Origin of the sequence: Coprobacillus cateniformis, assembly GCF_009767585.1 — a bacterium.
In the GTDB taxonomy this organism is placed as follows: domain Bacteria; phylum Bacillota_I; class Bacilli_A; order Erysipelotrichales; family Coprobacillaceae; genus Coprobacillus; species Coprobacillus cateniformis.
Genome location: NZ_WSNW01000001.1, coordinates 1,176,072 through 1,197,676, shown reverse-complemented (window position 1 = coordinate 1,197,676; position 21,605 = coordinate 1,176,072). Strand labels below are relative to the sequence as shown.

At 32.9% G+C, this 21,605-nt stretch carries 29 protein-coding genes and 1 pseudogene; 29 read left to right on the top strand and 1 reads right to left on the bottom strand.

Annotation, left to right across the window (positions count from 1 at the left end):
• Positions 1 to 20: 20 nt before the first annotated feature.
• From GQF29_RS06145 to GQF29_RS06090, 11 genes and pseudogenes are all read left to right on the top strand, one after another.
• Positions 21 to 3,980, top strand: a complete 3,960-nt coding sequence (locus GQF29_RS06145; RefSeq protein WP_008789364.1) for an MSCRAMM family protein — start codon at positions 21 to 23, stop codon at positions 3,978 to 3,980.
• 109 nt (positions 3,981 to 4,089) lie between these two features.
• Positions 4,090 to 4,446 (top strand): LPD28 domain-containing protein, encoded by a 357-nt coding sequence (locus GQF29_RS06140; RefSeq protein WP_008789365.1) that lies wholly within the window; start codon positions 4,090 to 4,092, stop codon positions 4,444 to 4,446.
• A gap of 15 nt (positions 4,447 to 4,461) precedes the next feature.
• Positions 4,462 to 5,400, top strand: coding sequence for a DNA adenine methylase (locus tag GQF29_RS06135; protein ID WP_117599110.1), 939 nt, complete (start codon positions 4,462 to 4,464; stop codon positions 5,398 to 5,400).
• Between the two features lie 66 nt (positions 5,401 to 5,466).
• Positions 5,467 to 5,886 (top strand): hypothetical protein, encoded by a 420-nt coding sequence (locus GQF29_RS06130; protein WP_008789367.1) that lies wholly within the window; start codon positions 5,467 to 5,469, stop codon positions 5,884 to 5,886.
• Complete coding sequence (locus tag GQF29_RS06125; RefSeq protein WP_008789368.1) at positions 5,864 to 6,142, top strand: AbrB/MazE/SpoVT family DNA-binding domain-containing protein; 279 nt, start codon at positions 5,864 to 5,866, stop codon at positions 6,140 to 6,142. The genes GQF29_RS06130 and GQF29_RS06125 overlap by 23 nt, the downstream gene beginning before the upstream one ends.
• Positions 6,135 to 6,479 (top strand): DUF3852 domain-containing protein, encoded by a 345-nt coding sequence (locus GQF29_RS06120; RefSeq protein WP_008789369.1) that lies wholly within the window; start codon positions 6,135 to 6,137, stop codon positions 6,477 to 6,479. The genes GQF29_RS06125 and GQF29_RS06120 overlap by 8 nt, the downstream gene beginning before the upstream one ends.
• A gap of 18 nt (positions 6,480 to 6,497) precedes the next feature.
• A pseudogene (locus GQF29_RS06110) lies at positions 6,498 to 7,352 on the top strand (conjugal transfer protein TrbL family protein).
• On the top strand, positions 7,352 to 7,687 hold the full coding sequence (locus GQF29_RS06105) for a hypothetical protein (protein WP_008789371.1): 336 nt from the start codon (positions 7,352 to 7,354) through the stop codon (positions 7,685 to 7,687). Before GQF29_RS06110 ends, GQF29_RS06105 begins: the two are co-directional and overlap by 1 nt.
• 106 nt (positions 7,688 to 7,793) lie before the next feature.
• The gene (locus GQF29_RS06100; RefSeq protein ID WP_017144072.1) at positions 7,794 to 8,216 is read left to right on the top strand and encodes a hypothetical protein; all 423 of its coding nucleotides are present in this window, start codon (positions 7,794 to 7,796) and stop codon (positions 8,214 to 8,216) included.
• A 147-nt stretch (positions 8,217 to 8,363) separates the two neighbouring features.
• Complete coding sequence (locus tag GQF29_RS06095) at positions 8,364 to 8,636, top strand: ArsR/SmtB family transcription factor (RefSeq protein ID WP_008789373.1); 273 nt, start codon at positions 8,364 to 8,366, stop codon at positions 8,634 to 8,636.
• Between the two features lie 71 nt (positions 8,637 to 8,707).
• Positions 8,708 to 8,938, top strand: coding sequence for a hypothetical protein (locus tag GQF29_RS06090; protein WP_008789374.1), 231 nt, complete (start codon positions 8,708 to 8,710; stop codon positions 8,936 to 8,938).
• A 150-nt stretch (positions 8,939 to 9,088) separates the two neighbouring features.
• Here the strand turns inward: GQF29_RS06090 and GQF29_RS06085 are convergent, their stop codons facing one another.
• Positions 9,089 to 10,249: an IS110 family RNA-guided transposase gene (locus GQF29_RS06085; RefSeq protein ID WP_008790901.1), complete on the bottom strand. Its 1,161-nt coding sequence runs from the start codon at positions 10,247 to 10,249 to the stop codon at positions 9,089 to 9,091.
• A gap of 351 nt (positions 10,250 to 10,600) precedes the next feature.
• Here GQF29_RS06085 and GQF29_RS06080 point away from each other — a divergent pair, with 351 nt between their 5' ends.
• From GQF29_RS06080 to GQF29_RS06000, 18 genes are all read left to right on the top strand, one after another.
• Positions 10,601 to 11,332, top strand: coding sequence for a permease (locus GQF29_RS06080; protein WP_430392660.1), 732 nt, complete (start codon positions 10,601 to 10,603; stop codon positions 11,330 to 11,332).
• Positions 11,333 to 11,346: 14 nt separating this feature from the next.
• Positions 11,347 to 11,607 (top strand): RDAC family protein, encoded by a 261-nt coding sequence (locus tag GQF29_RS06075; protein ID WP_008789377.1) that lies wholly within the window; start codon positions 11,347 to 11,349, stop codon positions 11,605 to 11,607.
• A gap of 13 nt (positions 11,608 to 11,620) precedes the next feature.
• Positions 11,621 to 11,953, top strand: coding sequence for a thioredoxin family protein (locus tag GQF29_RS06070; protein WP_008789378.1), 333 nt, complete (start codon positions 11,621 to 11,623; stop codon positions 11,951 to 11,953).
• 6 nt (positions 11,954 to 11,959) lie between these two features.
• Positions 11,960 to 12,352 (top strand): arsenate reductase/protein-tyrosine-phosphatase family protein, encoded by a 393-nt coding sequence (locus GQF29_RS06065; protein WP_008789379.1) that lies wholly within the window; start codon positions 11,960 to 11,962, stop codon positions 12,350 to 12,352.
• Between the two features lie 99 nt (positions 12,353 to 12,451).
• Positions 12,452 to 12,772: a hypothetical protein gene (locus tag GQF29_RS06060; RefSeq protein WP_008789380.1), complete on the top strand. Its 321-nt coding sequence runs from the start codon at positions 12,452 to 12,454 to the stop codon at positions 12,770 to 12,772.
• 3 nt (positions 12,773 to 12,775) lie between these two features.
• The gene (locus GQF29_RS06055) at positions 12,776 to 13,378 is read left to right on the top strand and encodes a hypothetical protein (RefSeq protein ID WP_008789381.1); all 603 of its coding nucleotides are present in this window, start codon (positions 12,776 to 12,778) and stop codon (positions 13,376 to 13,378) included.
• On the top strand, positions 13,356 to 15,197 hold the full coding sequence (locus tag GQF29_RS06050; protein WP_008789382.1) for a VirB4 family type IV secretion system protein: 1,842 nt from the start codon (positions 13,356 to 13,358) through the stop codon (positions 15,195 to 15,197). The genes GQF29_RS06055 and GQF29_RS06050 overlap by 23 nt, the downstream gene beginning before the upstream one ends.
• 2 nt (positions 15,198 to 15,199) lie before the next feature.
• Positions 15,200 to 16,210, top strand: coding sequence for an amidoligase family protein (locus tag GQF29_RS06045; protein WP_008789383.1), 1,011 nt, complete (start codon positions 15,200 to 15,202; stop codon positions 16,208 to 16,210).
• Between the two features lie 15 nt (positions 16,211 to 16,225).
• Positions 16,226 to 16,723, top strand: coding sequence for a gamma-glutamylcyclotransferase family protein (locus GQF29_RS06040; RefSeq protein WP_008789384.1), 498 nt, complete (start codon positions 16,226 to 16,228; stop codon positions 16,721 to 16,723).
• Positions 16,723 to 17,817: a C40 family peptidase gene (locus tag GQF29_RS06035; RefSeq protein ID WP_008789385.1), complete on the top strand. Its 1,095-nt coding sequence runs from the start codon at positions 16,723 to 16,725 to the stop codon at positions 17,815 to 17,817. The genes GQF29_RS06040 and GQF29_RS06035 overlap by 1 nt, the downstream gene beginning before the upstream one ends.
• Positions 17,818 to 17,820: 3 nt before the next feature.
• Positions 17,821 to 18,255 carry a hypothetical protein gene (locus tag GQF29_RS06030; protein ID WP_008789386.1) on the top strand — a complete coding sequence of 145 codons (435 nt, stop codon included), beginning with the start codon at positions 17,821 to 17,823 and terminating at the stop codon, positions 18,253 to 18,255.
• A 9-nt stretch (positions 18,256 to 18,264) separates the two neighbouring features.
• Positions 18,265 to 18,813 carry a hypothetical protein gene (locus GQF29_RS06025; RefSeq protein ID WP_008789387.1) on the top strand — a complete coding sequence of 183 codons (549 nt, stop codon included), beginning with the start codon at positions 18,265 to 18,267 and terminating at the stop codon, positions 18,811 to 18,813.
• Between the two features lie 25 nt (positions 18,814 to 18,838).
• Positions 18,839 to 19,426: a DUF3846 domain-containing protein gene (locus GQF29_RS06020; RefSeq protein ID WP_008789388.1), complete on the top strand. Its 588-nt coding sequence runs from the start codon at positions 18,839 to 18,841 to the stop codon at positions 19,424 to 19,426.
• A gap of 19 nt (positions 19,427 to 19,445) precedes the next feature.
• Complete coding sequence (locus tag GQF29_RS06015) at positions 19,446 to 19,688, top strand: hypothetical protein (RefSeq protein ID WP_008789389.1); 243 nt, start codon at positions 19,446 to 19,448, stop codon at positions 19,686 to 19,688.
• Positions 19,689 to 20,228: 540 nt separating this feature from the next.
• Positions 20,229 to 20,351 (top strand): hypothetical protein, encoded by a 123-nt coding sequence (locus GQF29_RS18820; protein WP_017144076.1) that lies wholly within the window; start codon positions 20,229 to 20,231, stop codon positions 20,349 to 20,351.
• Between the two features lie 201 nt (positions 20,352 to 20,552).
• A complete protein-coding gene (locus tag GQF29_RS06010) occupies positions 20,553 to 20,951 on the top strand; it encodes a ribbon-helix-helix protein, CopG family (protein ID WP_008789390.1) in 399 nt (132 codons plus the stop codon).
• Positions 20,952 to 21,019: 68 nt separating this feature from the next.
• Positions 21,020 to 21,316: a DUF6809 family protein gene (locus GQF29_RS06005; RefSeq protein WP_008789391.1), complete on the top strand. Its 297-nt coding sequence runs from the start codon at positions 21,020 to 21,022 to the stop codon at positions 21,314 to 21,316.
• Positions 21,309 to 21,593 carry a DUF6809 family protein gene (locus GQF29_RS06000; protein ID WP_008789392.1) on the top strand — a complete coding sequence of 95 codons (285 nt, stop codon included), beginning with the start codon at positions 21,309 to 21,311 and terminating at the stop codon, positions 21,591 to 21,593. Before GQF29_RS06005 ends, GQF29_RS06000 begins: the two co-directional genes overlap by 8 nt.
• The last annotated feature ends 12 nt before the right edge of the window (positions 21,594 to 21,605 follow it).

The window sequence follows — 21,605 nt, the reverse complement described above, 5'->3', positions numbered from 1 at the left end:
AAAAATGAAAGGAGAAGAAAATGAAAACAAATCAATTAAAAAAATTAGGTTTAGCAATCATTTCAGCAGTAATGATGTTTTCCAGTGCATTGGGAAATTTAGGTATCGTTAGTGCTAAAGAGGTCAAATATTCAATCAGAGAATATGAAACTGGTTATAAGACTGATAGAGGAACAAATCTTCTAAAATTAAGGATCAAGGGAGCTGATATTCCTGATTATGGAACACATTGGGGGCAGGTTGCTTTCTGTGTACAGCATGGAGAAACACTCCCAAAAGGATCACATATCTTTAATAATGGAGATCCTACAGGAATTTATAGAAATGCTGCGAGAGTCGCTTATCTTGCAACCTATAGATACAATAATGGAGAATCAGGCGGGATGAAAAGATATGCATATACTCAAAATCTTATATGGCAGGTATTAGGTCAGGTTTCTCAGGGTCATAGTATGGGGGATGATTATTCCAGCTGGAAAAGCAAGATCATGGATGAATATAACAAATGGGATACAATGCCCAGCTTCCATACATCAACACAAAAGTTTGAATTAGGTCAAAGCAAGACCCTCAAAGATACAAATGGAGTGTTAAAGTATTATGATACATTCGATTATACAAAGGATGGTGTGACTTTTGAACATACAAAAGGAAGCAATACGATGAAGGTTACAGTATCATCAAAATGTTCAAAGGAAAGTGTTGCCATCACAACTTCTGATGCCATTAAAGGTGGAATGTCTAAATATACCAATTCTTCCTCAAGTCAGGTCAACTTTGTATTGAAAAGTACAGAAAAGCAGGATCTGATCTGTTCACCTGGGTACAGTGATCCTAGATATTTCAATATCAAAATTGATATCAATTCATTTGGAAGTCTTGAAATTGCTAAAAAAGATAACAAGGGAAATTATGTTCCAGATGTTTCTTTCAAGGTCAGCTACAATGCTGATATGTCTTCACCAATTGGGACATATAAAACTGGTACAGATGGAAAAGTTAAAATCAATAAATTAAAAGCTGGAAAAGTGTATGTTCAGGAAACGAAAGTTCCAGATCATTTGATCATTGATAAAACCATTCATGCAGTAACAATCAAATCCAATGATGTATCAAGTTTTACTGCAACCAATGACTGGAAACAGGGATATATACAGGTAACAAAGAAAGATGCAAAAACAGGACAGGTTGTTAAAAAGGCTGGTACTGAATTTGAAATTGTTCAGGGAACAAAAGTTATTGAAACAATCTCTACAAATGAAAATGGCATCGCAAAATCAGGATTACTTGATTATGGAACATATATTGTCAGAGAAAAGAAAGAACCTGCCAATTATGTCATTGCAACATTAGTGCAGGAACAAAGCATTACCCAAAATGGAAAAACATATGACATTACGATTTTTAATGAACCAGTATTAGGTCAGATCAATTTATCTAAAGAAGATATAGAAACAGGAAAGACAGCACAAGGAGATGCAACGCTGAAAGGTGCTGTTTATACATTAAAAGCCAATGATAAGATCACTAATCCTGCAGATGGAAGTGTCATCTATAAAAAAGGTGAAGTGATTTCTATTAAGAATATTGGAAATTCCACGTATGGAGATACAGGTGAAAAAACAGTTGATGATAAGTATAGTATCACATGGAAGAATCTTCCTATGGGAGAATATGTTATTGAGGAAACAAAAGTTCCAGAAGGATATCTCATCGATGGAACACATCAAGTGACATTAGAAAAGACATCCTCAAAAAAGGAACTGGAAATGAAGAATGTCCTTTCTCAGGAACAGGTTATCAAAGGACAGCTTGAAATCGCAAAATCAGGTCACAGTGGAGAAAGTGGTGTAGTACCTGGTTTAGAAGGTATTGAATTTACAATGAAGTTAAAAAGTGAAGTCAATGCGAAAGGCTGGAATCAAGCCAAGACTTACAGTGTAATTACAACTGATAAAAATGGTAAAGGTATTTCTAAAAAAATTCCTTATGGTACTTATATCGTTAGAGAAACAAAGACAAACTCCAATTATTTAAAAAGTGGAGATTTTTTTGTAACGATTGATAAGGATAAAGAAATCGAATACAGAATGGTCAACAATAAGCCATTTGAAGCATGGCTACAGTTAGTAAAAACTGATAAACAGGGTCATAATGTGAAATTAAGTCATGCCACATTTAAGATTAAAGATTCAGCAGGAAACTATTTAAAACAAAAAGTAGGATTGTTCTATAAAGATGAATGGACAACAGATGATGATGGTAAGGTCGTTTTAGAAGATATGGTCAAGGCAGGGAGTTATACTCTTGAGGAAATCAAAAGTCCTGATGGTTTCCTTTTAAGTGACAATATTCAATTTAAAATTGATTCAGAAGACAAAACAATAACATTTGATGATGAAGGTGATCCAGTATTAAAGATCACTGTTCAAAATGAAAAGCCAACTGGAACAATCGTATTGGAAAAAGCATTTGAACAAAGCGACAATTCGTTTGCACCTAAGAAAGAAAATCTACAGGCAAAATTTCAGTTAACTGCTAATTCTGAAATTGTTGATCCAGCAGATGGAACAGTGATTTATCGTAAAGGTGATGTTGTCAAAACAGGTAATTCTCAAGATGGTATTTATACAACTTCAAAGGATGGGAAGCTTGAAATAACAGATTTGCCACTTGGAACAGGTGAAGCAAGCTATATCCTTAAAGAAGTGGAAACAGAAAAAGGATATGTGTTAAATCATGCTGCTGTTACTTATGATTTTTCTATTAAGGATAACACAACAAAAGTCTATAGAGAAGTCAAACAAATAGAAAATAAATTAACAACTGCATATTTTAAAAAGACAGATGTTGCAGGAAAAGAAGTTGAAGGGGCAAAACTTGTATTAAGTGACAAAGATGGAAATATCATAGATGAATGGACTTCATCCAAAGAAGAACATATCATGAAAGGATTGATCATTGGAGAAACTTATACATTACACGAAGAAGTATCAGCTGAAGGATATGTAAAAGCAAGTGATATCACATTTACTTTTAAAGAAGACCAGCAAAAGACAATTATGATCGATAAAATTGTTTCTGTTTCCAAAACAGATGTGACAGGAGAAAAGGAACTTGAAGGAGCACATATCCAAGTCACAGATGAAGATGGAAAGATTGTTGATGAATGGATTTCTACAAAAGAATCTCATCATATCAACAATTTAGTAGAAGGAAAAATCTATACACTAACAGAGACAACTGCACCAGATGGATATATCAAAGCTGAATCCATTACATTTGAAGTCAGTACAGACAAAGAAGATCAATTCATCGTTATGAAAGATAAGCAAGTTTCATTTAAGAAAATAGATCAAAATGGTCATGTCGTTGTTGGTGCTAAACTTCAGATTGTAGAGAAAGATAGTCAGAAGGTCATTGAAACTTTTGTGACTGATGGAAATATTTATTATTCAAAAAATGTGGAAATTGGTAAAACCTATATTCTACAGGAAATTGAAACTCCTGAAAACTATATCAAAGCTGATGATATAGAATTCTCTGTTTCTAAAGAAAACGAAAACCAAGTCATCTCTATGACAGATATCAAGCTAGATGAGGTTGTCATTTCTAAACAGGATGCTACAACAAAGAAAGAACTAGAAGGAGCTCATTTAAAAATCACTGATGAAGATGGTAATATCGTTGAAGAATGGATTTCTACAAAGGAATCGCATGAAGTGATGTTGGAAGTTGGCAAGACATACACATTAACTGAAATAACAGCTCCTCAAGGATATAATATTGCAGAATCCATCACATTTACTGTTGATGATAATGGAGAAGTCGTACAAAAGATAGTCATGTTAGATCAGCATATTCCTACTATTCTGAAAACTAGCGACAGTGTGAATATCCTATCTTATGCTGGTATTTCATTATGTGCTATTGCAGGTCTCATTTTACTAAGAAAAAGAGGAAAAAATGATGAACAATAAGGAAATTGTGAAAATGATTCTTATGATTGGTTTTATGTTCTTGATCCTATATTTATTGTACAAAGGTGGATATCTCTATCTTCCTATATTTACACCTAAGGTGATGTAAATGAGAAAAGAGACATTTGAATTCTATGAATTTAAAGGTAGAAAGGTCTTGTTTACACCAGCACGTGCAAGATACCTTGAAGAACCTGTTCCAGAGGGACTTTTTAAATACGAAATAAGACATTCCGATGAAGGCTTTGAACCATGTGTTCTAGCCAAGCATATTCTAGTGAATCATTATGGTACGATATTTTCTAGAGTTCCTATTGATCTTGGAGAAAGAGGATATATCGATTTTAGTGAAGATATAGACTTTATTGATTTGAATCAAATCATGACATTTGATGAGTATCTAAGCATGCTGGAAGAAAACTATGATATCAAGGAACAGGAAATGAATATGAAAATGATTAGGTAAAGGAGGTGATAATGATTGGCATTATTAAAGAGCCTTATTTCATGGGTTGGTGGAAAAAAGGCATTAAGAGAACTCATTTATCAAAGATTCCCCAAGAACTATGGAAGATACATAGAAGTCTTTGGTGGAGGTGGATGGGTACTGTTTGGAAAAAAGCCAGATAAGTTTGAAGTTTATAATGATTTTAATAACAACCTGACAAATATGTTTGCGGTTGTCAGGGATCAGCCATTAGCATTTATTCAGGAACTGGGATATCTTCCAGAAAATGGACGATTTATCTTTAATCTTTATAAAGAAATTATTTCAAAACAGAGAATTGAAGACAAATATATTGAAGAGGAAATGAAGAAGGTTAAGGTTTACTTTACGGAACTGCAGGCAGAAGAGATACAGGAAGTGATGAAAAAGGAGCGTATAGAAAAACAGGATGTTAAACTTGCAGTTGCATTCTTTAAACTGATCAGATATTCCTATGGGTCTGGGTGCAAGACTTTTGGATGTCGACCATACGATGTGCGAAAGGCATTTACACTTGTATGGAACATCAGTGATAGATTAGCCAATACAATTATAGAAAATAAAGATTTTGAAGCATTGATTATCCAGTATGATAGACCAGATGCTTTTTTTTATTGTGATCCACCGTACTTCGAAACAGAAGGACACTATGCAGTTGTTTTTACAAAAGAAGATCATATTCGATTAAGAGATACGCTTAAAAAGATAAGAGGCAAGTTCCTGCTGTCCTATAATGACTGTGAATTTATCAGAGAACTTTATAAAGATTATTATATTGAGTCAGTAACCAGATTGAATAATATGGCTCTTCGCTATGACAATGAAGCAGAATTTCCAGAAATACTGGTTTCCAACTACAATCCAATGGAAAGTGTTTCACTGTCAAAACAGCTCGATCTGTTTGATATATCTGATGATGAAGATGAGTCATAGGATAAATAGGAATATTATAAATATTTGCTTTAAGTTAAATTTAAAAAGAAAGGAGAAAAGATATCAATGAAGATCATATCAACAGTAAAGGTATTAGAAAATGGCTGTGTTCAGCTTCCTAAGGAAATGATGGAGCATTTGTTATTAAAAACAGGCGATTCCATAAAGATTGAATGGGAAAGACAGCCAATAAGAGAAAAATGTTTTCAGGTGAGAGAGGATAATGAGGAGGAAATGTTTAATGAAGGGTTTTACTGCATCCTAGAACGTTTCTTTGAAAACTGTCATATTCCTCTTGAGAGTGTTCAGATTCTAGAGAGTGATGGGACAATGACTCTTACTACAAGTGATCATTTAGTGTCTTCTTTAGGAGCAGAAGTTGTATCATGTCTTATGCTTCAGGAAGTTGACTTTGAAAGATTAGCAGATGATCTTGCAGACTGCATCAATGATATATATGAAGATGAGTGTTTACAAAATACTTGATTCACAGGGAAGATTAGTCCTTCCAGCTGAATTAAGAAATCAGGTAGATATTCAAAAGGGAGATATCCTAGAACTAAGAGTCCTCAAAAATTCTATCATCATAGAGAAACTGAATGTCGTCAAACTTAATGATGAATCACTTAAAAACATGCAAAATATGATATTGTCGACTGCCAAGAAATTAGATCGAGGCAGTCTTTTGTTTTTAGCAAAACGACTTGTGGAACTGGCAGAGAAGGAGGAAATGAATGATTAAATTATTAGAGAATAAAAAAGTAAGGCTATTGTTATGTGTGTTGTTGGTTATGTTGATTGCAGTTGTTGTGATACAGCCAACATATGCTGCTGGAAATGTATCTGGAGTTATTCAAAATGCATGGAAGAGTGCTGAAACCCAAATCAAGAATGTCGTGAATAATGTTGTCTTTCCTGTTATTGATCTGATCCTTGCAGTTTTCTTTTTTGTGAAGCTGGGTATGGCATATTTCGATTACAGAAAACAGGGGCAGTTTGAATGGACAGCTCCAGCTATACTGTTTGGATGTTTGTGTTTTACTTTAACTGCTCCTAATTATATCTGGAACATCCTATAAGAAAAAAGGTAAAAGAAAATGTTTTTATGGGATTTTGTGGCTGATACGGTCATGGGGCAGATCGTTGACTGGATATATGAAAAGACATTGGAATTTTTAAGTGAATTTTTTTCGATGATGGGTAACATGGGAGCAGAACTATTCAGTTATGATTTTATCAAAGCGATTGTTGAAATTTTTAGATTGTTTGGCTGGGCTTTATTTGCGACTGGACTGGTTGTAGCCGTCTTTGAAATAGCGATAGAATATCAAAATGGCAGGTGAAGTGTAAAAGGTGCTTCCCTTAATGCTATCAAAGGTTTTATGGCTGTTTCTCTTTTTACAGTATTGCCTATAGAACTCTATAAATTCTGTATTTCCTTACAACTGACTCTCACAAAAGATATGGCTTCTTTAATTGGTGGAAAGTCAATTGGTGTTTCAGCAGAACAGTCACTGACAGCTATCAGCAGTCTAAAAGTAGGAACAGGACTGCTTATATTTCTTCTTATTATGATGGGCTATTCCATTATCAAGGTCTTTTTCGCCAATCTGAAAAGAGGAGGAATCCTCTTGATTACTGTTGTAGTAGGATCGCTTTATATGTTTTCTATAGTGAGAGGATATACAGATGGATTTATTCAGTGGTGCAAACAGGTTGTGGGAATCTGTTTAACAGCATTTCTGCAATCTGTCATCCTTATCGCAGGGCTTGGAGTTATGAGAGAAAATGTTCTATTAGGAATTGGGATCATTTTAGCAGCGAGCGAGATACCAAGGATCACTGGACAGTTTGGACTGGATACGAGTACGAAAGCCAATCTGATGTCAACAATCTATGCTGCACAATCCGCAGTCACAATTACCAGAACAATTGCAGGAGCTATGAAATAATGGAATGGAATCAAAGATATATGGCAGTTATACAGCCAGAAGGAATAGGAGTTATTATCAGTGAAGATGAATTTTCAACATTTATTGCACATTTTGGAGAATTTGGAAATATAGAAATCTATGACTGTTTGACTCATGAGATAATTATTAGAACGAAGGGTGTTCATATTCAATGCTTTTATCCAGATATACATGATAGATCATTAGCAGGACTCAAGGCTAAAAGGTACTATTCTTATTTTGAAAACTACAAATATCAGCTGAAAAGAAAGTATCCAAAAGGAAGGTTAAAGTCACTTTATCAATCGTTAAAAGTGTATTTTGTACAAGAATAGTGCATTTTGTGCATGATTATATGATTTTGAATCGTTTTTAAATATTCAGTAGCTATTGCAGGAAAGTTTTGATATTGTGTGTCGTGAAAAAAGGAGTGGATGCACAATGAAAGAAGAATGGTTTTTCCTGTTTATATCATATTTTGGAGAAGAAGGTAATAGCATAAGGTACAGGTATGTCATTAATTGCCTTGATTTGGAATTGGCTGGTATCGTTGAATTTGATAAATCACTCAAAGAAATTGATTATAAAGACCCTAAAGAACTTATAAAACAAGTGGATGAAAAAAGAATAAGAGAAATTAAAGCTATGGACAAGAAAATGACAAAAAATAATGAATTATATATAATGCTTACAGTTTATTATGTTCTTAATTATTATCATATGCTTGATCGTTTTCCCTATGAAACAGGATATATTAATCCATTAAACGCAGATGAATATTTTAAACATAAAGATCTTATTGAGCAATCAATGGATAGATTCAGAAAAAACAGAGAGATTGAAAAGAACCTGAAAATAAAATAAGGATAAGCAATAAGTGCAGATTTAGGACTTGTTTATAATAAGAGTTATAAATTGAAAAATTTATATTATAACAAAATATAAACATATTGACATTTATCGATATGTATGATATTCTTATATCGAAGAATATGAATGTGAGGTGGTCATATGGAAAAAGATTATGAAAGAGATTCTAAAATTTTTAAAGCATTCTGTGATCCAAATAGATTAAAAATTCTAGATATTTTAAAATCTGGAGAACACTGTGCTTGTAAATTGTTAGAAATATTAGATGTAAGCCAATCAACATTATCACATCATATGAAAATATTAACAGATTCTAAAATTGTGAATGTGAGAAAAGATGGAAAATGGTCACATTATTCTCTATCAAGAGAAGGAATACAATTTGCAATTGATTATTTAGATCAAATGAAATAAGTCTGCCACCAAAATAGGTGGCAAAAATAAAATATTATAAATCGAAAAACATCGATATAAGGAGGAATCATATGGAACAGCTATGGTTATTTATACAAAATCAAGTTCTAGGTATGAAGTGGTTGAATGATCTTATAGGAATGCTTCTAACTTCTTTAGGACTTGATATGACAAGTCATATTGGGGGAAGTATTCAATTCTTTGTTTATGATGTATTGAAAATAACTTATTTATTATGTTTATTAATTTTCATTATTTCGTATATTCAAAGTTATTTTCCACCAGAAAGACAACTATATTAAAGTCAAGTAGTAAATTGTGAAAAAGTATGAAATATAAAATACTTGAAAATATAGTATTCGATCTTTGAAATTGTGAATGTAAATATGTTGAAAAGAACTATAGTTAAAAATAGCACATTTCAATAAAATGTGGTTTGTTAAAAGTTTTGACTATTTGAGTGAATTTATATCGAAAGATAGATTGTTTGTTTCGAGATGATAAATAATCCTCAAAAGTTTTCTTACACAATGACCTAAAGCACAGAGGTGCCCTTTACCTTGATTTCGTTTTAAATGATAGTAATTATTGAATGCAGGGTTATGACGAATTACAGGAATAATGACTCTATAAAGTGTTGTTCTTAGATATTTGGAACCTTTCTTGGTTATGGCTGTTTTATCAGCTGAAAATTTGCCAGATTCACTTATATAAGGATTTACACCTGCAAATTTAATTACTTTTCCTGCATTTGAGTATTTACTTATATCACCAAGTTCAGCTAAAATAGAAGTACCAGTAATAATTGATATTCCTGGTATTGATGTGATAGAAGAAGCTTGTGTGATGGCGAGTTCTTCTATTTTTTTATCTAATTCTTCAATTTGAGAGTTGATTAAATCAATACTGGAAATAACCGATTGAATGATAAAAGAAATAGAAACATCATGAATGCCAACAGAATTAGAAGCTAATTCTTTTAATTCTTCCGCACTAAAGGAGTTACAATATTTAAAACATTTTCTTAAAGAACGAATGTCTGTATGAGCAATTGTATAAGCGTCACTATATTTTCTTAAAATGTTTAAATAAGTAATGGTGTATTCGTTATTAAATAATGTATTAAATTCAGGAAAAACAATGTCAATATGTCGTTGAAGAACATTCTTTTTACGATTCATTTCAAGGGTTAGTTGTGTACGATAGCGAGTTAATTCTTTCGCTTCCTTTAATTTCTCATCTTGAATAGAGATGATACGATAGTAGGCTTTGTCTAAAAGCGCTTTCGTAATTAATAGGGCATCTTCTTTATCACTTTTAACGGATTTTAAAGAAGCTTTTCTAAGGCTTTTAGTAGTAATAGGGTTAATAAGAGCTACTTTATAGCCTTCAGCCAATAAACTACTTTCAATGGCGAAGTTATAGTGCCCTGTATCTTCCATACCGATTAAGAGTTCGTTTTTTGAATATTTATTAAGTTCCGTATAGAGTTTTTTAAAACCTTCTTTATTGTTTTTGAAGAAAAAAGGATCACATAAAGATTCGCCAGTAGAAGCCTCCATGATAAAAGCAGCGTGTTCATATTTGGCGATGTCAATGCCAACAAGTTTCATAATTATCAATTCCTTTCTTACGATAGTTTGTGATTGTGAAATTGAATCCACTTCAAAGGTATCAAAAACCTGGTGTGTTTAGAATTCAAAAGACTCATACAACTAATAATAAATGCGATACGAAGAAGTGGTAAGATTCTTTCTAGAAAGTCAGAGCAATAGAGAGTAAGATACAAATCCACATTCACAATTACAAATTTTATCACAACCTGAAGTGATACCAAAAGATTCAGGTAGAAAGGAGAATTGGTATATTAGATTTATTACTCTTTGTATGAGTAACTTCAATATACCAGAAGTAAAAAGATTTTAGGAAGATTTCATGGAATAACAGCAAATATTGTTTCAGCATTGCTGGGGACTGTGACTCCATTTTGTTCTTGTTCATCAATTCCTTTGTTTATTGGTTTTACCAGTGCAGGATTGCCCTTAGGTGTTACCTTTTCATTTTTAATTTCGTCACCTATGGTTGATTTAGGAAGTTTAGTATTGTTGATGAGCATCTTTGGAGCAAAAATTGCGATTGCATATGTTATCATCGGATTGGTTATTGCAGTTATTGGAGGGACTATTATTGAAAAACTTCATATGGAAAAATATGTAGAGAATTTCATTATGAATGCAAGTGCAGTAGATATTAACTCTCCTACATTAACTCGTAAAGAAAGAGTCATATATGCAAAAGATCAAGTGGTTGAAACTTTTAAAAAAGTATTTCCATATATCCTGATAGGTGTAGGTATTGGAGCAATCATTCATAACTGGATACCTGAAAGTTGGATAGAAAGTGTTTTAGGAGGGGATAATCCGTTTGGAGTTATATTAGCAACAATTGTTGGGATTCCAATGTATGCTGATATTTTTGGAACGATTCCTGTTGCTGAAGCCCTGCTAGCTAAGGGTGCATTACTTGGAACAGTTCTATCATTTATGATGGGAGTGACAACTCTAAGTTTACCATCAATCATTATGTTGAAAAAGGCAGTAAAACCTCAACTATTAACATTGTTTATAGCAATTTGTACAGTAGGTATTATTTTAGTTGGTTATTTATTTAATATTTTCTCATTTTTATTGATATAGATTGGAGGAAAAAGATGGCTAATGTTGTTAATTTTAATATGGTTGTAGAGATTAATCAGCTGTTAAAAGAAAAAGAAATTGAATATTCAATTCATGCATTAGGTGGATGTACCTGTGCAGGATTAAGGCTAAAACAAGATGGAAAAGAGTATCCAGTAAATGAAATATTAGAAGTTATTAATAGTTATTTAGATCAAAAATGGATGAAAGTCAGACAAGATGATAAAGATCCATATATATTAAATGTTGAATCAAAATTTGATTTTGAAAAATAAAGGAGAGAAGATTATGAGTTTATTTAAAAAGAAAGAAGAAAAGAAAAGTTGTTGTTGTCAATGTTCTGTTGACGCAATGGAACAGGCTGAAGAAACAAAGAAAGAATTAGGTATTAAGATTTTAGGATCTGGTTGTGCTAAATGTAATAAGTTAGAAGAAAATGTAAGGCAAGCATTAGAAGAAATGAATATCGAATTGCCAATTGGTCATGTCACAGATTTTGCACAAATCGCTACTTATGGTGTTATGTCTACTCCTGCATTAGTTTTAAATGGAGAAGTTGTTTCTTTTGGTAAGGTATTAACAGTAGATGAAGTGAAGCATATTTTGAAAGTGAAATTATAGAAATTTATGGAAAAAAGATTAAAAATTGCTTTTGTATGTGTTCACAATTCGTGTCGTAGCCAAATAGCTGAAGCATTGGGTAAAAAGTTAATGAATGATAAATATGAATTTTATTCTTGTGGTACAGTACTAAAAAATCAAATCAATCAAGATGCAGTAAGAATTATGAAAGATCTTTATCAAATAGATATGGAAAAAGATCAATATAGTAAATTGATTACGGATATCCCTGAAGTGGATATTATGATTTCAATGGGATGTGAGGTAGGGTGTCCATATATAGGTAGAAACTTTGATGATAATTGGAATTTAAAAGATCCTACTGGGCAAGATGATGAATTCTTTAAAAAGATTATCAGTGATATTGAAAATAGAGTATTAAGTTTAAATTACAAATAATAGGTCAATTTGATCTATTATTTTTTTCTCAAACATATATTTAATGCTTTAAATTAATTACTGGTTAATAATTTATAAGAGGAGTGATATAATGTGTATATGTATCCAGATAATTTAAAAGGAAAACCGATATTATGGCTATGGTATTTAAGAGATATAGGAATCATAGGTATTGGTGCTATTATTTCAGTTATATTTATAAGTCAGGCAAATTTTTATCTGCCTATTGCTATAGTGGGATGTTATGCATTTATGACCATTAGACTTCAGGACACAAGTATATTTGATTTTATTCAATATGCCTGTGCCTTTTTTATTTTTCATCAGCAGTTTTATATATGGTCATATACGAGTCCGAAGACTGTCAATCAAAGTATAACAAATAAAAGAAAAAACAAATTTTTGAGAATGTGGAGGTAGAAAGTGAAGAAAAAGAAGAATAAGTCAAACAAAAAGTTAAAGTCTACAAGAGAACTTATCAATGCAAAGACGATTTCTAATGACAGTTTAAAACTGTTCAACGATGATGAAATCGTCTTTTTTGTTATTCAGCCACAAAACTTATCAGTTATGTCACAGGAAAATATTGGTGCAAAAATCTTTTCGCTTACAAATGTTTTGAAGGGACTGGCTGATATGGAGATGATCTGTCTGAACAGCAGGGATAATTTTGAGGATAACAAGCTCTTCATTAAAAAAAGGATATCAGAAGAGACTGATGAGGTCATTATTAATCTTTTAAAAAAGGATTTATATCATTTAGATCAGATACAAACTCAAACTGCAACCTCAAGATTATTTCTCTTGGCTGTTCGTATCAAACCAAATGATCAGGTGGAAACAGTAGCACTGATCCATCGTATTGAAAAACTCATCAAACTGCAGAATCTACAGGTAGAAAAAGCCAATAAGGAACAGATCAAAAATATGCTTGCTGTTTACTTTGAACAGAATGTCACATCAGATCAGTTTGAAGATTATGAAGGAATGAGGTGGTATCCAAATGATATTGAGGAATCCATTTAAGAAAAAAGAAGTCATCAGTGAAGAGGAAGTTAAAGTACAAGAATTTCTTGATTTAATTGCACCTTCTACAATACGATTTTTTACAGAATATTTTATATGTGGAAATACATATCGCTGTGTTTGGGCAATTAGAGACTATCCGATCTCAACAGATGAACAGGCACTTTTAAGATATATGGGTGAAAAGGATGGGATAACACTCCATATCTATGCAAGACAGGTTACACCTGCAGAAGAGAAGAAAATCATTTCCAATGCTGCGAATAAAAACAGGATGAAACAAAGCAATACTCAGGATTTGCAGGAATCCATCAATGCTCAAAGTAATTTAAAGGATGTTATAGGACTTATTGCTGATATGCATAGAAATAAAGAACCACTTATTCATTGTGCTGTTTATTTTGAATTGATAGCCAATGATTATGATGAATTAAAACTTCTTCAGACAGAAATGCAGACAGAACTTGTCAGAAGCAAGCTCAATGTTGATAGACTTCTTTTAAGACAAAAAGAAGGTTTTCTAGCCGTCATGCCTAGTGGTGTTGATACATTTAAGGAACAGTTTGAAAGAGTACTTCCTGCAACGAGTGTTGCGAATCTGTTTCCTTTCAATTATTCAGGAAAGACTGATGCACATGGTTTTTATATAGGGGCAGATAAATTTGGAAGCAATATCATCGTTGATTTTAATCAGAGAAGTGATGATAAGACAAATGCCAATATCCTTATATTAGGGAATTCAGGACAGGGAAAATCTTATTTGTTGAAACTTCTTCTTATCAATCTGCGTGAACAGGGGTTCTCTCTTATTAATCTAGATCCAGAACACGAGTATGAGGAGCTGACCAACAATTTGCATGGTGTGTTTATTGATATGATGTCAGGAAAGTATATGATCAATGTTCTAGAACCTAAGCTCTGGTCAAATGATTCAGAAGAGGATAATGATGAAGATGTCCCTGCAACCTTTAAAAAGACAACGGTTTTATCACAGCATATTTCCTTTTTAAAAGATTTTTTTAAGACTTACAAGGATTTCAGTGATGAACAAATTGACACTCTGGAGATTATGCTGACAAAGCTCTATAAGTTTTTTGATATTACAGAAAAGACAGATTTGTCTTTATTAAGACATGAAGATTTTCCTATTCTATCTGATTTATATGAATATATAGATGAAGAATATAAGCATTTTACTGAAAACAGAAACAATATCTATACAAGAGAAACACTAAGAGAAATTCTATTATTGCTGAACTCCATATGTGTGGGTAGTGACAGTAAATTCTTTAATGGTCATACCAATATTGGAGAGCATAAAATCATTACTTTTGGTGTTAAGGGATTATTACAGGCAAACAAATCATTAAAAAATGCGTTACTGTTTAATATTCTATCTTACATGTCTAATGAACTGTTAACAAGTGGGTACACAGTTGCAAGTATTGATGAGCTCTACCTGTTCTTAACAAATATGACTGCAGTTGAATATATTCGTAATTTCATGAAGCGAGTTCGTAAGAAAGAAAGTGCTGTTATACTGGCATCACAAAATCTTGAAGACTTCAATATAGAAGGAATTAGAGAACTAACAAAACCATTATTCTCTATACCAAGTCATGCTTTCTTATTCAATGCAGGAAATACGGATAAAAGATTTTATATTGATGCACTTCAGCTGGAAGAAAGTGAATATGATCTTATCAAATATCCTCAAAGAGGTGTGTGTCTATATAAATGCGGGAATGAAAGATACAACCTGGCTGTTCGTGCTCCAGAATATAAGGCTGCACTCTTTGGAAGTGCTGGTGGAAGATAAAGTTGAAGAGCCAAAAATTTGGTATTGAAATAGAGATGACTGGTCTAACCAGAAAAAAGGCTTCTGAGATAGTTGCTAAACATTTTCAGACTGACAGTCAATATGATGGAGGAGCTTATAGAGCTTATTCAGTTAAGGATAATGAAGGCAGGAAATGGAAACTTGTCTATGATTCCAGTATTACTGCCTATATAGGAATAAGAAGAACATATGACGATGATTACAAAGTAGAACTTGTATCACCCATATGCAAATATGATGATATTGAAGATATACAACAAATTGTCAGAAAACTTCGTAAGGATGGTCATGCAAAAGTTAATTCAAGCTGTGGAATTCATATCCATATTGATGCCTCAAAACATGATGCAAGATCACTTAGAAATATAACGAATATCATGTATTCAAAAGAAGATCTGATCTATAAGGCATTACAGGTTGAAGTGGCAAGAGAACATCGATACTGTCAAAAGGTTGAAGAATCATTTATACAGAAGCTGAATAAAAGCAAGCCTAAGAATTTAAGCCAGTTGAAATCTCTCTGGTACAACGGAGAAACAAGAAGAAGTCACTCCCACTATGATAACAGCAGGTATCATGCGTTGAATCTTCATAGTGTCTTTCAGAAGGGAACGATTGAATTCAGACTGTTCAATGGAACACTTCATGCAGGAGAAATCAAATCGTATATCCAGTTTTGTCTTGCTATTTCTCATCAGGCATTGACTCAAACAAAAGCGAGCAGAAGAAAAACACATTCATCAAATGAGAAGTATACATTCAGAACATGGCTGTTAAGACTAGGACTCATTGGGGATGAATTCAAAACTGCAAGGCATCATCTTTTAAAAAACTTAGATGGCTGTATTGCATGGAAAGATCCTCAACAAGCACTTGCACAGAAAGAAAGACTGAAAGCACAAAGAGAACTTGTACTGGAAAATCCTGTTCAAAATATTGAAAATACTGAAGAACTGGAACATGAAGGTATGTCCATGCAACAGCAGATGTAGAGAGGAGGTATCGTTATGAAAAAGTATTATATAGCTTATGGAAGCAATCTTAATCTTGAACAGATGAAAATGAGATGTCCAGATTCCAAACTCATAGGAACAGGGATGCTGAATAATTATCAATTGCTGTTTAGAAGCAACAATAGACATAATGCAGTTGCGACTGTAGAACCATGTCTTGGAGAAAAAGTTCCTGTTGGTATATTTGAAATATCAGAAAGGGATGAAAAATATTTAGATATCTATGAGGGATTTCCAAATCTTTATACGAAAAAACATATGACGATTCATAGTCAAAATATCAAAGATGAAGCTATGGTCTATGTAATGAATGATGGCTTTGATTACGGAATACCAAGCCAGTATTATCTCAATATCATTAGACAGGGATATAAAGACTGTCATTTGGATATGAAGTATCTTGATAACGCTGTTAAGGAAATCAGTGAAATTGTTGAAGAAATGGAAATCAAAGAGAAGTATCCATTAGGATATAAGGATATCAGACCATAATGAGTGTTAAATTAGCGAAACTTCTAGCAGTATTTGTTGGAAATAAGGATAGTACCATAGGAAAAATAGGAAAGGGTGCTGTGATAGCCATTATATCACTTTTTGTTGCAATCACTGTGCTTATAGGTGCAATCTTTTCTGATGGGATCAATTTTAATCAGAATATCGTCACTGATTTATTTGAAGGAAATCCCATCACAGAATTTCAGGGAGAACAGGCTCAATTCATCAATGATGTTCAACATGGACTATCACTGATTGATACAAAAATGAATGAAACCAATCAGACATTTACAAATGGAGCAACCCTCAACGCCTATCAGGTTAAAGGATATTTTATAGGATTGATGTTTTCCAAACAGAAGATGAACTTCGATGAAAATAAGGGAACGCTTTGGGTGAAGAGCTTTACGATAGAATCCAATGAAAATGAAGTTAAAAAAATTGTACCTACTTCTGTGAACTCGACGATCTATTCTCATTTGGAATCCAATTTATCAATGACCCTAAATGATGATACAAGAGAAGCAATGGAAAGAGTCTATGGTGGACTGATAGGAAATAATGGTGGAACAGTGACAACATTATCTAAAGAAGAAATGGATAAACTGTTAAAAAGTCTTCCTGAAGGAACAAGTGAATTAAGAAAGAATATTGTTTTACAGGCTGGCGATGCAGTTGGGAAAATTCCATATTACTGGGGTGGGGCTGCAAGCTGTGCAGGATATGAAGGCAATCACTTTGGTACAGTTATAACACCAGATTATAAAGGAAGAAACAGAAAAGGACTGGACTGTTCGCACTTTGTGGACTGGGTCTACTGGACAGTGATGAACAACAATCTAGGGAATACCAATACAACTGGTCAGATCAAAATGTGTAAAAAAATATCAGCAGGAGAATTATTACCTGGTGATCTGGCATTCCTTATGGATAGGCAGGGCAATACAACTCATGTAGGAATTTATGCAGGAAGAAATGAAAAAGGTGAGATGGTATGGATACATGAAAATTCACATGACAATAATGTTGCAGTTAATACTGTGTCTTATTGGAGTGGATATTACAGATTAAATATAATGGAAGGAAGATAAATAATGACAGATAAACAATTAGAAAAATATATGAGAGGAACATATCTTGGTGTTGTAAAAGGAAATTATGATACCTATTGCCGATTGAATTCAAAGGAAATCAATAACTTTGTTCAGAATGCTGGGAAATATGCAGATCTGGTTATTATAAAGTTAAGAAGCAATGAAATCATGTTTGATACGAAAGGACAGTTCATTCATCAAATTCTTCCTGAACTTTCTGAAACTGCAAGAACCAGTTATGAAGGACAGAAGATTATCAATCAGATTGCTTCAAAGCTGAATGAGATGATTGATGATTCAATAGAGGAAAAACCAATCAAAAAGGTTGAAAGATTTATAAAAGAAGCCTTTGGTCAGGAAATGATTGAAAATGATATAGTGGATTCACTCAAAGAATCAGAACAAAATGTTTCTTTTCAAGGTCATATCTTTTAGGTGTTGAAGATGGAAAAAGAAAAATTAAAGCTCACTGGAATATTAGAAGAAAGATTCCAGCATTATGATGAAGTGCTGGAAAATGGATGTAATGATCCCTTATGGGCTGATGGAGTCAATCTTAATCTGATAAGAAATCATATCATTATCGCCAAAAGAAACATAGAAGAAGTATTTTCAGTAGAAGATTATCCAGATGTTTATTACAGAATGACACCCAAGAAAATAGATGATGATTACATGGCAAAACCAGATAAAATACGAGAAAAGGCAAAAGAAGTATTAGATATGTTCAATAGCTACTTCTATCTGGAAGAACTCAAAAATGCCAGTTATTATCTTGATAAAAATCAATTGCTGGAAACTGGAATAGGAAGTGTACTATGTTTAATACAGTATCTGGATGAGGCTATAAAGGAAGATGATCTTGTTGGCATGAGAAGATTATCCAAAAATTCAGATTATAAAATGAAGGAATTTGAGAAAGCCTATGAAAATCTACGTGAAATCAATATGGAAGAAGAAAGACAAATTTCGCTGTTTGAAATGATGATGTAGAAGCAAAAAGAAAGAAGGTGCAAAAATGAATGAGAAACAAATTCAAAGGATCAAAGAACAGTATCCTCAGGGAACAAGAATAGAACTTAATCACATGGATGATCCTTATCATCCTGTGCCAGAAGGAACATTAGGGACTGTCAAGCATGTTGATGATGCTGGTCAGATCCATGTCAAATGGGACAATGGAAGAGGTTTAGCCATTATTCCAGAGGTAGATCACTTCAGTATTGTTAAAGAAAATAACAAGAATGAAATGATTGAAGTTATAGTTGTTGAACCAGACAAACATCCTAGAGTTGAAAGAATCACTAATGATTTAACAACTATGCAGACAATTGTAGGTGGAGATATCGAAGAAATCGGTTTAGATGATCATACTGTTCTTGTCTGTAACGAGGAAGGAAAACTTATTAATTTAAAGGCAAATAGGTGTGTTGGTCATGATATCATTGCTGGCACATTTTTTATTGCAGGAGATGATGGTGGAGAAGAACTCATCTCATTGAACGAAGAACAAATCAAAGAATATACTGAAAAATTTTATGAAATTGAGGAACATACTCAAGAAGAAATGCAAAGAAAAATGAGATTTGAATTTTACAGTTACTGATAAAAAGGAGAAAAATAAAATGAAATATATAGAAATCAAATTAAAATATCCAGATTCAAGAATCAGAGCATTACGTTCTGTTCTTGCGAAAAAGAATACAACATTAGAAACTGAAATGATGGAAGCATTATATCAGTTATATAAGAAAAATGTGAAACCAGAAGTAAGAGATTTCATTGAAGAAATGGAAGAACAGGAAAATGGTTCATTTAAAAAGCCAAAGCCAGCTAAAAATAATGTAACAGGCAATGGCAATGATTAGCACTGTTTGCGCATAATTCAAAACGTGTGCGATTTTTATGGGAAATGGGGATAACAATACCCTATTGAAAAGTATGAGGACGTGTGGCAACGTGTCAAAGAAATTGGTTAAAATACTGATTTTATTTCTACTTTGCCTGTGATATGAGAGTGGAAATTGGATGAAAAGTGCTTGTGCAGGTTAAAGCATCGGCGTCGCCGGCACCGAATGCAACCAACAATATCGGGCAATGCCCGCTATTTCTAGAGGTTTCCAGAAATTCAACTTTGACGTCATTATATTTAAAAGTGCGTTAAGTTCAGCGTCATTAAAAAAGAAACTCTTTATTTGTAAAGGAGTTTCAAGGTGGTCGTTATCAGCTCATTGAGTAAATTGTGCTGAAATATGTAGAATCATAAAATATAAAATGATATAATGCATGTGGAACAGCCATAACGGTAGGTGGTTATACCTTGGTCGTCTGACCGAAGGTACGTAATCCTTCGTTAACATAGATATCTATTCTAAAGAATAGAAATATGAAAAACGGAGGTGATTAACATGACATCTTATGAAACAGGTATGATAGTGTTAGGCATACTAACATTTACTGTGACTTTAATAGGTTTGATTGTTAAATTGCTTCTTGTCATTATTGATAAGGATAATAAAGCAAAAAAATAACTACCTCATGTGTCTGGTCAACTAGTGAGGTAGTTATTTCACTATTGTAAATCCAAGGCATAACCGCTTATCGGCTGTTCCTCTTTTCACTTACATTATAGTTTATGCTAAAGTGAAAGTCAACATACAATTTTTTATAAAAAAAGTAAAATGATGAGGTCAATTTCTGATAATGGATTGGCTTTTTTATTGGAGGAATGAATGGAAAAGAAACAAAGAACAACGATATGGCTCAGTCAAAATGTAATGAATGAATTAGATCAAATGAGTGAAAGAGCAGACTGCAGAAGTCGAAGTGAATTTATTGAAAAAGCCATCAAGTTCTATGATGGATATATAAGATCAGCAGATGAAAATCAATATCTTCCTATTGCACTTTCATCTGCAATGAATGGTATCATTCATACATCAGAAGATAGAATAGCTAAGGTTTTATATAAAAATACAGTTGAACTTTCCATGCTGATGAATATTTTGGCTGCGACTGCTGAGGTGGATGAAGATACATTAAAAAAGCTCAGAAAAAAATGTGCAAAAGAAGTCAATGGGACAAGAGGACAGATCACATTTGAAGATGCCTATAGATATCAGAAAAGTTAATTGCGAAAAGTCTGGATAAATGAAAATGGGTGTGGTAGTGTGTTGTGCTAAAGAGAGGAGAAGATGTTATGGAAAAGATTTTGGAATGTTTATGTTCACAATGGATGAACCATTCACCCAGTTTTTATGAAAGAAAAGAGGTTGAGGAACAGTATGAAAAGATGCTTGAAATTGAAAAGCAATTAGAAAAACATTTTCATGAAGATGATCTTGTTTTGATTAGGCAGGCACTAGACGAACAATCTAATTGTGATTCAATGCAGTCCTTCGATTACTTTGTTCAGGGAGTCAGATGTGGAGTTCAATTATATGATGAAATCAAGGAAGCTGATATCAATCAGCTATATGGTCTAAAGTATGGATGATATTTTAAGAACAATCTATATGGGAAATCTTATTCCTATGGATCACGTATGTCCTAATAGAGAACTCATCAAAAAAGATAGCGAAATGCTAGATGAAATGCATCAAAAAATCATTGAAGCATTAATAGAAAAATATGGAGAAAAGGAAGCAAAAGATATTGATGATGCATTTATAAGTGCAGGGTCTGGAGTCACTAATGAAGAAATGTACTGTTTTTTTAAACAGGGATTTTATATAGGCTATGATATTGCAATGGCTGTTATGAAAAGAGAATAATGTAGGTAAAGG